A 13,582-nucleotide genomic window follows, 5' to 3' on the forward strand; every position below is an offset into this window, starting at 1 on the left:
CTTATTAGTTGTTAGTTGCGTTACTTAATAAAGCCCGCTTTTGCGAGTAAGCTCATTGAAATATCAGCGCCCGTAGGCTGCTCTGCGCCTTTTATAAGCCGCTCTAAATAACGCGCAATTTGGTCGACTTCCAAATTAACTTGGGTGCCCACTTTAAAATTAGCTATCGTTGTTTGCTCGCTAGTATGGGGCACAATCGTTAATTTAAATTTATTACCTTCTACTGCGTTCACTGTTAGGCTAATACCATCAATACATACAGAACCTTTATACGGTATGTATTTCATTAGGTTTTCATCTGTGGTTAGCCAATATTCTGTAGCACGTGCATTTGGCGTAATGGCGGTAATTGTAGCAATGCCATCAACATGGCCAGACACTAAATGCCCACCTAAACGCGAAACCGGTTGCATGGCTTTTTCAAGATTAACTGTTTGCCCTAATGTGTAATGAGCAAAACCAGTTAAATCTATCGTTTCATTCGATAAGTCGGCACTAAAACCATCGGCATGTTTATCAACAACAGTTAAACACACACCATTAGTGGCAATACTATCTCCTAACTTAACATCACTCATATCAAGGTCAGGGCTTTGTACACGAATAGCTAAATCGCCTTGTTTTTTTTGTAATAAAGCAATTTTGCCTGTGGCTTCTATTATCCCAGTAAACATAGCATTACTCTTTTGTATCAAGTGGTTTTAATGAGCTTTTTACTGCGCTAATACGTAAATCATCACCTATACGCGTACACTCATTAAAAGTTAAATCAATCGTATTTTGCATACTGATCAACTCAGGAAAATTAACTAAACTCTTGCCATCACACCCAATTAATTTAGGCGCTAGATAAAAAATAAATTCATCTATTAAATCCAGTTCAACCATTTTACCCGCAAGGGTTGCTCCAGCCTCTAGCCACACAGTATTAAATTGCAGCTTTGCGAGCTTTTTTAAAACCGCGGTTAAATCAACTTTTGAATTACTAGCAGTTACTACTATATGCTTTACAAAATGCGGCCAATGTTGCGATTTATCAACCTTGGTAGTAAAAATTATTATTTCACTTTCAATAGCAAATAAAGCAAGATTTGGGGTTAAACGATTTTGCGAGTCAATAATAACACGCACAGGTTGGCGAAGCGGTAACTGTGTAGGTAATGCCTGCGGTAATTCATTTTTACGCACATTTAATTTAGCGTCATCTACTAATACTGTGTCGGCACCGGTTAAAATAGCGCAACTTTGTGCACGATATAACTGTACGTCTTGGCGTGCTGCTGCGCCTGTTATCCACTTACTTTGGCCATTATTAAGCGCCGTTTTACCATCAATACTGGCGGCCATTTTACACGTTACATAGGGCAGGCCATGCTCCATGCGTTTAAAAAAGCCTAAATTAAGCGCCCTAGCCTGTGCTTCAAGTAACCCATACGCAACCTCAATACCAGCGTCGCTAAGTATTTTCAGCCCCTTACCAGCCACTTGTGGATTACTATCGACCATGGCGGCAATTACTTTTACTACACCGGCGGCTTTTAAACCTTCTGCGCACGGTGGTGTACGACCATAATGGCTACATGGCTCAAGCGTAACATAAGCAGTTGCGCCTTTTGCTTTACTGCCAGCCATAGCAAGTGCATTTACTTCTGCATGCCCTTGTCCGGCAAGCTGATGAAATCCCTCGCCTACTATTTCATTGTTTTTAACTAATACACAACCTACGTTTGGATTAGGCGTGGTAGTAAACCGGCCTTTTTTAGCCAGTTCTATAGCACGTGCCATATACATTTCGTCATCTTGGTTAAAAACACAGTCGCTTTGCATACTTACTCCCCTAAACGGGCAATTTCTTCGCCAAATTCGCGAATATCTTCAAACGAGCGATACACCGAGGCAAAGCGCACATAAGCTACTTTATCGAGCTTTTTAAGCGCTTCCATAATGCACTCTCCCACTAAATGGCTCGAAACCTCTCGCTCGCCGGTTGCGCGTAATTGCGACTTTATTATATTAACTACTTCTTCTACTTGTTCGGTACTTACGGGGCGTTTTTCCAGTGCGCGGTTTAAACCATTTAACAATTTATCTTCGTTAAAGGGTTCGCGGCTGCCATCTTGTTTTATTACCCGTGGCATAACCAGTTCTGCGCCCTCAAACGTAGTAAAACGCTCATGGCAGTCATTGCATTCACGACGACGACGCACTTGGTGACCACCGCCAACCAGGCGAGAGTCAATAACTTTGGTATCTTTTGCGGTACAAAATGGGCAATGCATAGCTAGGTACTTCCGTTTTAAAAAACAAAAAAGGCCGCTTTAAAGCGGCCTTTATCTTAGCAAAAAACTAAGCGATTGTGATCTAAATTACTGTTTTACTTTTATTAAGCGTAAACAGGTAGTTTTGCACAAATTGCTTTTACTTTTTCTCTTACTTGCGCCTGTACTGATTCATCATTGATGTTATCTAGTACGTCACAGATCCAGCCAGCAAGCTCTTTAGATTCTGCTTCTTTAAAACCACGACGAGTGATTGCAGGTGAACCAATACGTAGGCCAGATGTTACAAACGGTGAACGTGGATCGTTAGGCACTGAGTTTTTGTTAACTGTAATATGAGCGTTACCCAAAGCAGCATCAGCATCTTTACCGGTAATATCTTTATTGATTAAATCAAGTAAGAATAAGTGGTTTTCAGTTTTGTCAGATACAATTTTGTAGCCACGTTCCTGCATAACAGCAACCATAGCTTGTGCATTTTTAACAACTTGTGTTTGATATACTTTAAATTCTGGTTGTAGGGCTTCTTTAAATGCCACAGCTTTAGCAGCAATAACATGACATAAAGGACCGCCTTGGCCACCAGGGAAAACAGCACTGTTAAGCTTTTTGTAAATAGCTTCGTCGCCACATGCCGAAATAATTAAACCACCACGAGGGCCTGCTAAGGTTTTATGTGTAGTTGTAGTAACAACATGTGCGTGAGGAACTGGGCTTGGGTAAATACCCGCCGCAATTAAACCAGCAACGTGCGCCATATCTACAAAAAAGTAAGCGCCAATTTTATCAGCAATTTCACGTAATTTAGCCCAATCAACAATACCTGAGTATGCTGAGAAGCCACCAATAATCATTTTTGGTTTGTGCTCAAGCGCTAGCGCTTCAACCTGTGCGTAATCAATTTCGCCTGTAGTTTCATCTAGGCCATACTGAATTGCATTATAAAGCTTACCTGAAAAGTTTACGTGTGAACCATGCGTTAAATGGCCGCCATGAGCTAAGCTCATACCTAGTACGGTATCACCGGCGTTTAACAATGCTAAAAAAACGGCCGCATTTGCTTGCGAACCAGCATGTGGTTGTACGTTTGCATAGTCAGAACCAAATAGTTCGTTAGCACGGTCAATCGCTAATTGCTCAACAACGTCTACATGCTCACAACCGCCATAGTAACGTTTGCCCGGATAACCTTCTGCGTATTTATTAGTTAACTGTGAACCCTGTGCTTCTAGTACGCGTGGGCTACAGTAGTTTTCAGAAGCGATTAATTCAATGTGATCTTCTTGGCGCGCAGTTTCTTTTGCAATTGCGTCAAATAACTCTGGGTCAAAATCTGAAATATTCATGCTACGTTCTAACATTGGGGTCTCCTGGGGCAAGGTGTATGGTATTTTTTAGAGGCTTTATTGTACGCTTAAAACGACTATTTGCCTACGCTCTTAAGTTGAGGATATTTAAACAGGGATTGAATTTATTTCACAGGCTTTTTAAGATGATATTTTTTAATCATTACATAATAAATTAAAATATATATTAATTACTATATTTACATAGCTAATGAAAGTATTAACACCCACACTAAAATATACCTATAAAAAAAGCGACCAAGGCCGCTTTAATTAGATCTTACTTTTAACTTAATTTTTTAAGTATTTCAGTACGTAAGGCATCATAATCAGCATTTATATCATTAGCTAAACATGGCTTGGCTAATGCATCTGCAAGTGGCTTTGGCATAGCTAGTTCAATGTTTAAAATACCTTCAACACTGTCTTTAAATTTAGCTGGATGAGCCGTTGCTAAAAAGATTCCGGCAGCGCCAGGAGCGCGATTTTCAACAAGTCCTTGGTATGCAATAGCGGTATGCGGCTCAGCAACATAACCTGTTTGTTGAATATTTTTCATCACTGTTTGCGTATCTTGCTCGTTTACGCTAGTTGAATAAAAATTATCGTAGCTAAACCAATTGTTGTCGAGCATAGATTGCACTCGTGGCCAGTTATTTGGCTTGCTTACATCCATTGCATTTGAAAGTGATTCAAGTGTCGCGTTTGGCGTCCAGTTTTTATCCAGCATAAAGCGCGGTACTGTATCGTTTTGATTAGTAGTTGCACTAAGTTTGCCAACAGGCAAACCAATAACAGCACCTATCATTGCCGCGCACACATTACCAAAGTTACCACTTGGAACCGAAATATGCGCAGTAGCCCGTTTTGCTTTTGGTAATTGTGCAATTGCCTCAAAGTAATAACAAACTTGTGCCACTAAGCGACTAATATTAATAGAGTTAGCAGAGTTAAGCCCCAGTGTAGATTTAACTTCTTCATCTAAAAAGGCATTTTTAACTAACTCTTGGCAATCATCAAAGCTGCCTTCAACCGCATAACAATGAATGTTGCCACCCAATGTAGTAAAGAGCTTTTGCTGCGCCAGTGAAATTTTGCCTTTAGGGTATAAAATTACCACGTCGATATTAGGCTTATTATAAAACGCATGTGCAACCGCCGCGCCAGTATCGCCCGACGTTGCAGTTAAAATAGTCACTTTATCGCCTTGATTAAACTGCGCTAAACACTCTGCCATAAAGCGCGCACCAAAATCTTTAAACGCTAAGGTAGGCCCATGAAACAATTCTAAGCAATAAGTGTTCTCTGCCACTTCCACCAGCTTAACCGGAAAGTTAAATGCATTTTTAACTATATGTGCAACGGTATCTGCTGGTAATTCATCGCCAATTAAATGCGAGAGTATTTTACTACTACGGGTTACAAAATCCATATCAAGTAGTGCATCAACATCCGTTAGTGGTGTTAATGACTCGGGAAAAAATACCCCTTGATTACGCCCTAAACCCGTTTTTACTGCCTCAACAAACGACACTTGTTGCGAACTATCTTTTAAATTATGTAATTGCATAACTACTATCCTATAAAACTGTTAATTGACGTGTGCCGTCGTTATCTAATTTACAAATATGGCAAAAACCTTGCTCGTTTATGTAGTTACTTTCAAGCCACTGCGCGCACTGCTGTGCAGCTTTTAATGTTTTACACACAGTAAATAATGTTGGCCCTGCACCAGAAATACTAACAATTTCGGCGCCTAGCGCTGGCAAACTCGCTTTTGCTTCACTAAAACCTGTTATAAGTGGCGCACGGTATGGCTCGGCTATATGGTCTTGCATAATACTTAATGCATCATCAAAGCGATGCATTAACAATAAACTACTAAAGGCAGATAAACGCTGCGCAAATTCTACACCTGCGTGCATGCTCAACTCTTTTGGTAAAACTGAGCGTGCTTTTGCTGTATTAAGTGAAAAACCAGGAAACGCAGCAACGTAATACCAGTTTTCATCGACTGGTAAAGCAATTGATTTATTAGGAATTAAATCGCCAGTTAGCTGCAGGCCACCTAAATAACATGGCGTGATGTTATCGTAATGACGACCACCACTAACAACTGCCTCAAAGTCGGCCATTAACTCAATAAGTTCAACTTGGCTAAGCTTGGTTCCGGCAAATTTATCTAGGGCAGCAAAGGTTGCTACCACCGAACACGCACTTGATCCTAACCCTGAACCTATGGGCAAGTTCTTTTTCAGCTCCAACTTTACACTTGGCATATTAGGCGCTACATGCGCTCTAAAATGCACTAAACATTGATACGCTAAGTTTTCACTGGCATCACTTGGTAGCTTATGCGCGTATTCGCCAGAGCAAATAAACTCATCGCTCGATGCGGCACTAACAACGGCTACATCGCCTAATAAACTGCCGTCAATAGGTGCAAGAGCTGCGCCTAATGCGTCAAAACCAACGGCAAAATTACCAATAGATGCGGGAGCATATACTTCAATCATTGTTTGCTCCTAGCGCGATAACGTTTTTAAAATATCAGCAAATACACCAGCGGCTGTTACTGCCGAGCCTGCGCCATAGCCTCGTATAACAAATGGGCGTGGCTGATAATACTGACTTAAAATTGCTAATGCGTTTTCGCCATCACGAATATCGTAAAGTGCATGCTTTGCATCAACGGCTTCTATACCTACCTTACAGTGACCTTGCTTAATTGTGCCTACGTAACGCAGTACTTTACCCTCTGCGGCAGCACTTGCTATTCGGTCGTTAAAACCTGCGTTTAGGCTAGGGAGCTTTTCCATAAACGTATTTACATCATCGCCTTGTGCAAAACCGTGCGGTAATACCGACTCTACTTCAATGTCGCTTAGCTCTAGTGGCATGCCAGATTCGCGGGCAATAATTAATAGTTTTCGTGCTACGTCTGTCCCCGATAAGTCATCACGCGGATCAGGTTCAGTAAAGCCACTTTCTTTAGCTTTAATTGTTGCCTCAGACAGTGACAAGCCATCTTGCAGCGCACCAAACATGTACGATAGCGAGCCTGATAAAATACCGCTAAATTCTAGTAACTCGTCTCCTGCACCAAATAACGATTTTAAGTTATCAAGTACCGGTAAACCGGCTCCTACATTGGTTTCGTATAAAAACTTACGGCCATTTTTTTGCGTTGCTGCAATTAAGTCTTGATAGTAAGCATACGAGCTTGTATTGGCCTTTTTATTTGCGGCTACGACATGGAAACCGGCATTTAAAAAGTCTACGTATTGCGCCGATAACGCATCTGACGAAGTACAATCAACTAATACTGGGTTTATTAAATGATTTTGCTGTACAAATTGTTCAACTAGTTTTAAATCAAAAGCCTGCTCTGATGCGCCAAGCTTTTGCTGCCAGTCATCAAAGGCAATACCTTCACTGTCTAAGTGTAGCTGGCGAGAGTTAGCAACCCCATAAAGCTTAAGTTTAATATTGCGTTTTTCAAGCCAAGCTTGTTGACGCTCTAATTGCTCAATAAGCTCTTGACCTACTAAACCACACCCTAATAAAAACACGTCAATTGATGGAATATGGGTAAAGAAATTCTCATGACAAACCTTTACAGCGCCATTACAACGTTCACCATCGATCACGGCCGAAATAGAACTTTCGGTAGAGTCTTGGGCTATAGCTACAATATTTACTTGTGCTTGAGCAAGTGATGCAAAAAACTTAGCCGCTAAACCTTTGTGCGCACGCATATTATCGCCCACCAAAGTAACAATAGCTAAGTTACGCTTTACTTGTATTGGTTCAATTAATCCTGCTTGAGACTCTAATTTAAATGCGGTTTGCAGCGCTTCAAGTGCCAGCGCTAAATCGACCTCATGAACACAAAAACTAATACTGAACTCACACGATGACTGGGTAATTAAAACAATCGACACATTATCAAGGGCAAGGGCATTAAATACTTTAGATGCCATCCCTACTTTACCTTTCATGCCCGGGCCCGACACGGTAAGCATTGCTAAATCTTGTAAACTTGATAGTGCTTTTACTGGCTCAGATGAAACGCTCTCGTTACTAATAAGTGAGCCTTGTGCATTGGGGTTACGCGTGTTTTTAATTTCGCACGGTACACCCGCTTTAGCGCAGGGTAAAATTGTTTTAGGGTGTAATACTTTTGCACCAAAGTAAGAAAGCTCCATCGCTTCTTTATAAGATAAAAAATCAACTTTAGTGGCGGTTTTTATATAACGCGGATCGGCACTGTAAACACCATCTACATCAGTCCAAATTTGGCAAACATCGGCTTCTAAACAAGCTGCCGCAATTGCCGCAGAATAATCTGAGCCATTTCGGCCCAAAGTGGTTAGTTCGCCTTGCTCATTACTGGCAGTAAAACCGGGCATAATATAAATAGTTGCTGGTTGTTCTTTTAATACGGCTTGAAAGCGCACTTTACTGGCAACTAAGTCTGCCTCTGCATCTATGTAACCACCGGTTGATACTATGCAATTGGTCGCTTCAAGGTACTGCGCGTTTAAATCACCGAGTAAGCATTGCATTAACGACACACTAACGCGCTCACCAAAGCTAATAATAAAAGCACGTACTTGCTCAGGGCAGCATTTAATCAGTGATACACCATCAAGTTTATTTTTAAGCTCGGTAAAATTTGGCCAGTTTTCAATTTCACCATAGCCTTGCTCTACTGCTTTTTTTAACTCGTCACATCGATTTACCAGTGCTTGCCACAAGTGACTAAAGTCTTCACCCTGCTCAGCCGCTGAGGCTAATGCAACTAATGAATCTGTCATGCCACCGGGGGCTGAAAGCACTAATAACATTTCATCTTTTAATTGTGCTTTTGCCAGCACGGCAACCATCTCTAAACAAGCAAAGTCGGCAAGCGATGATCCGCCAAATTTTAAAACGCGCATTTTTTATGTTTCCTCATTCCATAAAACGAAAAAAGGCCTGGGTTCTAAGTGAACACAGGCCTTTAAATTTGTTGCACCGACCTATGCCACTATCCAGTTAGGATGATGGTTGTAATAATAATGGTCGCTGCAAGACTAAATGTTTTCATAGCTTAAGACTGCCTTAACACAGGCTATACTGTCAACCCTCATTAAGAAGATAAAACAGTCTTTTTTTTCATCTTAACTTCTAGTAAATGCCAAATTTATGCAAAATATTATTAAGTATTATTTTGCCAACTGGCTTTTCGATAAACCCTATAACACCTAATTGTGCTACGCGCTGCTGCATTTGCTGTTGAATATCTGCCGAAATGACTAATACAAAACACTCCATTTTTTCTGCTTTAATATGCTCCAACACCTGCACACCATCGAGTATCGGCATAGTTAAATCGAGGCAAACTAAATCAAAATGTTGTTCTTTCAATAACGCTAACGCATCTACTCCATTTATCGCTTGGCGTATATCGGCGGTTATACAGTCATTTAAGCAACGTATCACTTGTTTGCGGGCTACTGCTGAATCGTCACAAACTAAAATAGAAAAGTTCATCATGAAAACCAGTTACTAAGGCGATGCATTAAAGCCAGCATAAAAACAACCTCTCGTTCAGCCAAACTTAAAGCCAAAAAACTTCAAAAATATCGAGCTTCACTATAACTGAATTAATGTAAAATACACTAGGGCGTGTTAATTTTTCAAAATTGAAATTTATTCAACCAAGAGTTATTTATATTTGGCCTAGCCTGCGCATTATCAAACCCAGCATTAAACTATAGTGTAATGCAAAAAGCTAAGCGCTAAATACATATGCGCTTAGTTTTAAACGGCCTGTATAAAAGTGTAGCAACTTATTGCGCAACAAGTGCGCAGCGACAGCAAGCAAGATTACACATACTCAATTATGACTGCGCTCCTTAAAACAACTTGCTATTTTTTAAATATGCCACAATAAAATCAGCCATTTCGAGATACTGATTTTATTGCTATGATTGTGCAAATTTTTCAAATGGATCTGTATTCCTATGTGGTTTAGTAACCTTATATGTTATCGCTTTAAACAAGATGTTTCGTATACACAAGAAGATTTTGACAAAGCATTAGAGCAAGACTTATTTCGTCCATGTACGGGCCAAGAGCTGGCTACATTTGGCTGGACAAAAGCGTTTGGGAAACACGGCGAAACTTTATCGCATTTTTCACAAAAAAGTATTTTAGTTTGCGCTAAGCGCGAAGAAAAAGTATTACCTGCATCGGTTATAAATGAGCTAGTTGCAGAAAAAGTCGACTTAATTGAAGCTGAAGAAAATCGCCCAGTTAAAAAGAAAGAAAAAGACGAATTAAAAGAAAACATTTTACATACACTGCTACCACAAGCATTTAAAAAGTCGAGCTTACAGTTTGCATTTATTGACCAAGAAAACGGCTGGGTTGTGGTTAATAGCGGCAGTTTTAACAAAGCCGAAGAGTTACTCGCACTTTTGCGTAAATCATTAGGCACACTGCCTGTAGTACCTGCATTTGCCAATTACGACCTAGATGTATTTTTAACCGACTGGTTAACTAACTTCAGCACGCCTGAAGGCTTTGCAATTGGCTCAGATGCAGAGCTAGAAGAAGCAGACGATAGTGGCGCGCAAGTTAAGCTTAAAGGCCACGACCTATCGTGCGACGAAGTTAAATCGCACCTTGAAACAGGCAAACGTGTTACTAAGCTTGCACTTGATTGGCAAGAACGCGTTAAGTTTATGCTGCAAAACGACGGCTCTATTAAGCGTTTAAGCTACAGCGATACCTTAAAAGAAGAAAATGCTGATATTCCAAAAGAAGACATGGCAGTAAAACTCGATGCTGACTTTATTTTAGCTTCAGAAGAAATTAAACAGCTACTTGAAGAGCTAACTCAAGGCTTAGGCGATATAGACGACTTAGCTTAAGCGCTAACCCTTGCTAAGTTAAGCCAAAAAAAGCACGATTTAATCGTGCTTTTTTACACTCACTACTTAATTACTATTAGCAAAACATCTCTTTTATATCGTCAACCATAGCGTGATACTCATCGCTGGTGAAAAGCTGCATAGAAGGAATAATTCCTTTGTTAATATAAACCTGTAGCGCGGCCGACTTATCTGACACTTGTAGCGTGCCCTCTAAAATTGCACCAATCCTAATAAAATCAATATAGCTTACCTGCTCAGGGCGATGACTGGCATCAGCCCAGTTTTGCGCCACATCAACAAATTCATCAGGAAACTCCCACGCTTTCATTATAGAGCCACCAATTTTACCACTGAGCTTTTGAATTGCATGGGCTAAAAAGCTAGGATTAGCAAATACCTCAGGATGGCGTTCGGCTTCGGTTAAAATGGGTAATACACCAATATTATAAATTAATGATGCCAAGGTAATCGAATCTCTATTTAAAGAGTTTTGCTTATTATTCTTTAAGTAAAATTCCATTAATGCAATTGAGTGACTCGCTACTATTAACGTTTTTTGCCACGCTTTGCCCATGTAACCTTTAATTAGCTCGTTGTTAGATACAAACAATTGCTCCATTGCCATAGCCGTTGCAATATTTTTAATTTGTCGTAAGCCTATGCGAGTAACTGCTTGATGTAAGTTAGATACCTTAACTGAGCGCCCCATAATTGCACTGTTAGCTACTTTAATCATACGGGCTGTTAGTGCTGGATCATGTGCAATCACATCGGCCATTTGCATCAAGTTTACGTCATTATTATCAGCAGCTTGGCGCACTTTAATTGCTACTTCAGGTAAAGTAGGCAGCACCAAAGTGTCGTTATTTATTCTATCAATCAAAATTGTTAACAATGCATTTTCAGTAGACATAACATCCCTATGATTAGTTATTTATAAGCTAAAACAAGCCTTATATTGTTGTTATTATATGCTTTAGTATTACTTAACTTATAGTTAAAGCTAACAAAACTACATAAATTTATTTTTTATTTACTATTTAACATCAGTTAATTACACCTCTAACGCCTAAAACTTGCTATTTACCACGGTGTTTTGCTTTAATGCAGTCACTATAAGGCAGTATTTTTAAGATAGTAAGCGCCTTAGCGAACTGCATACAAATAATAAATCTTACTTTTAAATAGGCAAAATAATGAATTTAAATAAAATTAGCCAAGCAATTATGCTCTCCGGCATCGTTTTTCTTAGTGCTTGTTCAGAGCAAGCCCCTTCTTCTAGTAATAAAACGGCTGTTAAAACAGAGCAAGTAAAGCCAGTAGGTCCAACACTTATAAATACCGATAAACAACGTTTAGACATTTACACTGACTTTAGCTTACAAACTGATTTATCACATTTAAGTGATAACCAAAAAGCTATGGTGGCAAAGCTTATAGATGCTTCAATAATTATGGATGATTTATTTTGGCAGCAAGCGTTTGGTGAAAATAAAGAGTCATTTTTAGCTAAACTAGCTGATGACAAAGTGCGTAAATTTGCCGACATAAACTACGGTCCATGGGATCGTTTAAACGGCGATAAAGTGTTTTTATCAAGCTATAAAGAAAAAGCAACTGGTGCACAGTTTTACCCTGCAGATATAACTAAAGAAGAGTTAAATAAAGCTGATCTTGCAGATAAAAATGGGCTTTACTCTATTATTAAACGTGATGAGCAAGGTAACCTTTACAGCGTGCCATACTCTAAAGAGTACGCAACCGAGCTTTTAGAGGCTGCTAACTTGCTACGTGAAGCAAGTAAACTAGCAGACGATAAAGAGTTTGCTAACTACTTAAACCTTCGTGCAGACGCGCTACTAAACGATGACTTTCAAGCGTCTGATTTTGCGTGGATGGATATGAAAAATAACCCAGTAGATGTGGTTATTGGTCCAATTGAAACTTATGAAGACCAATTGTTTGGTTACCGTGCTGCTTATGAGTCTTATGTATTAATTAAAGATTTAGCATGGAGCGAACGCCTGGCTAAATTTGCTGCCTTTTTACCTGAGCTACAAAAAGGCTTACCGGTTGATGATAAATACAAACAGGAAGTTCCGGGATCAGACGCCGACCTAAATGCCTACGACGTTGTTTACTATGCAGGGCACTCAAATGCGGGCAGTAAAACCATTGCAATAAACTTACCAAACGACGAGCAAGTACAGCTTGAAAAAGGCACGCGCCGTTTACAACTTAAAAATGCCATGCGCGCTAAGTTTGACAAAATTTTAGTACCAATTGCAGAACAGCTTATTGTGCCTGAGCAACGTAAGCATATTACCTTTGATGCTTTTTTTGCTAATACTATGTTCCATGAAGTAGCCCATGGCTTAGGCATTAAAAATACCCTTACTGGTAAGGGAACTGTGCGCCAATCATTACAAGAACACGCCAGTGCGCTAGAGGAAGGTAAAGCCGATATTTTAGGTTTATACATGATTGAGCAACTACTTAAAAAAGGCGAAATTACTGAAGGTACACTAGAGGATTACTACACCACCTTTATGGCTGGTATATTCCGCTCAGTACGTTTTGGTGCATCTAGTGCTCATGGTAAAGCGAATATGATCCGCTTTAACTTTTTTGCTCAAGAAGGTGCTTTTTCTAAAAATGAAGCTGGTTTATACCGTGTAAATATGGAAAAAATGAGCCATGCTATGGCTAAATTATCGCGCTTAATTTTAACCATTCAAGGTGATGGCGATTATCAAAAAGTAGATCAGCTTATTGCTACGCACGGTAATATTAAAGCAGAGCTAGCAGAGGATTTAGAAAAGCTAAGCCAAGCTAATATTCCGGTTGATGTTACTTTTAAACAAGGCAAAGCAGTGTTGGGCCTTAAATAGTTTATAGCCTGTTTACTACCTAAAATAGCCTAGTAAATAAAAACTAAAAAAGCGTTACAGCTCAAAACTGTAACGCTTTTTTATTGAGTTAAAAGTGCTCGGTGTCGTTATTTAAGCTAAACGCTAATTATTTAGTAATA

The 13,582-nt window shown here is 39.7% G+C and carries 11 protein-coding genes; 2 read left to right on the forward strand and 9 right to left on the reverse strand.

Features of this window, described 5'->3' with window-relative positions; translation table 11 throughout:
* Nucleotides 1-20: 20 nt before the first annotated feature.
* The 8 genes from I6F41_RS15435 to I6F41_RS15470 form a co-directional block, all read right to left on the reverse strand.
* Nucleotides 21-674, reverse strand: coding sequence for a riboflavin synthase (locus I6F41_RS15435; RefSeq protein WP_086993175.1), 654 nt, complete (start codon nucleotides 672-674; stop codon nucleotides 21-23).
* 4 nt (nucleotides 675-678) lie between these two features.
* Nucleotides 679-1,827, reverse strand: a complete 1,149-nt coding sequence (gene ribD / locus I6F41_RS15440; protein ID WP_086993176.1) for a bifunctional diaminohydroxyphosphoribosylaminopyrimidine deaminase/5-amino-6-(5-phosphoribosylamino)uracil reductase RibD — start codon at nucleotides 1,825-1,827, stop codon at nucleotides 679-681.
* Nucleotides 1,828-1,829: 2 nt separating this feature from the next.
* Entirely contained in the window at nucleotides 1,830-2,279 is a 450-nt protein-coding gene (gene nrdR, locus I6F41_RS15445; RefSeq protein ID WP_011329025.1) for a transcriptional regulator NrdR, read from the reverse strand.
* Between the two features lie 104 nt (nucleotides 2,280-2,383).
* Entirely contained in the window at nucleotides 2,384-3,640 is a 1,257-nt protein-coding gene (glyA, locus tag I6F41_RS15450) for a serine hydroxymethyltransferase (RefSeq protein WP_011329026.1), read from the reverse strand.
* Nucleotides 3,641-3,911: 271 nt separating this feature from the next.
* Nucleotides 3,912-5,195 (reverse strand): threonine synthase, encoded by a 1,284-nt coding sequence (gene thrC / locus I6F41_RS15455; protein WP_182684362.1) that lies wholly within the window; start codon nucleotides 5,193-5,195, stop codon nucleotides 3,912-3,914.
* Between the two features lie 10 nt (nucleotides 5,196-5,205).
* Nucleotides 5,206-6,141, reverse strand: coding sequence for a homoserine kinase (thrB, locus tag I6F41_RS15460; RefSeq protein WP_011329028.1), 936 nt, complete (start codon nucleotides 6,139-6,141; stop codon nucleotides 5,206-5,208).
* A gap of 9 nt (nucleotides 6,142-6,150) precedes the next feature.
* Complete coding sequence (thrA, locus tag I6F41_RS15465) at nucleotides 6,151-8,568, reverse strand: bifunctional aspartate kinase/homoserine dehydrogenase I (RefSeq protein WP_011329029.1); 2,418 nt, start codon at nucleotides 8,566-8,568, stop codon at nucleotides 6,151-6,153.
* A gap of 229 nt (nucleotides 8,569-8,797) precedes the next feature.
* A complete protein-coding gene (locus tag I6F41_RS15470; RefSeq protein WP_086993178.1) occupies nucleotides 8,798-9,166 on the reverse strand; it encodes a response regulator in 369 nt (122 codons plus the stop codon).
* A 470-nt stretch (nucleotides 9,167-9,636) separates the two neighbouring features.
* Between I6F41_RS15470 and rdgC the strand changes: the two genes are divergently transcribed.
* Nucleotides 9,637-10,548 carry a recombination-associated protein RdgC gene (gene rdgC, locus I6F41_RS15475; protein ID WP_011329031.1) on the forward strand — a complete coding sequence of 304 codons (912 nt, stop codon included), beginning with the start codon at nucleotides 9,637-9,639 and terminating at the stop codon, nucleotides 10,546-10,548.
* Between the two features lie 76 nt (nucleotides 10,549-10,624).
* On the opposite strand, the gene I6F41_RS15480 is transcribed toward rdgC, so the two are convergent.
* Nucleotides 10,625-11,464 (reverse strand): HDOD domain-containing protein, encoded by an 840-nt coding sequence (locus I6F41_RS15480; RefSeq protein ID WP_011329032.1) that lies wholly within the window; start codon nucleotides 11,462-11,464, stop codon nucleotides 10,625-10,627.
* A gap of 283 nt (nucleotides 11,465-11,747) precedes the next feature.
* Here I6F41_RS15480 and I6F41_RS15485 point away from each other — a divergent pair, with 283 nt between their 5' ends.
* Complete coding sequence (locus I6F41_RS15485; protein ID WP_011329033.1) at nucleotides 11,748-13,442, forward strand: dipeptidyl-peptidase 3 family protein; 1,695 nt, start codon at nucleotides 11,748-11,750, stop codon at nucleotides 13,440-13,442.
* Nucleotides 13,443-13,582 lie beyond the last annotated feature (140 nt).

It is taken from the genome of Pseudoalteromonas sp. SCQQ13, from assembly GCF_015864415.1.
GTDB classification, from domain to species: domain Bacteria; phylum Pseudomonadota; class Gammaproteobacteria; order Enterobacterales; family Alteromonadaceae; genus Pseudoalteromonas; species Pseudoalteromonas nigrifaciens.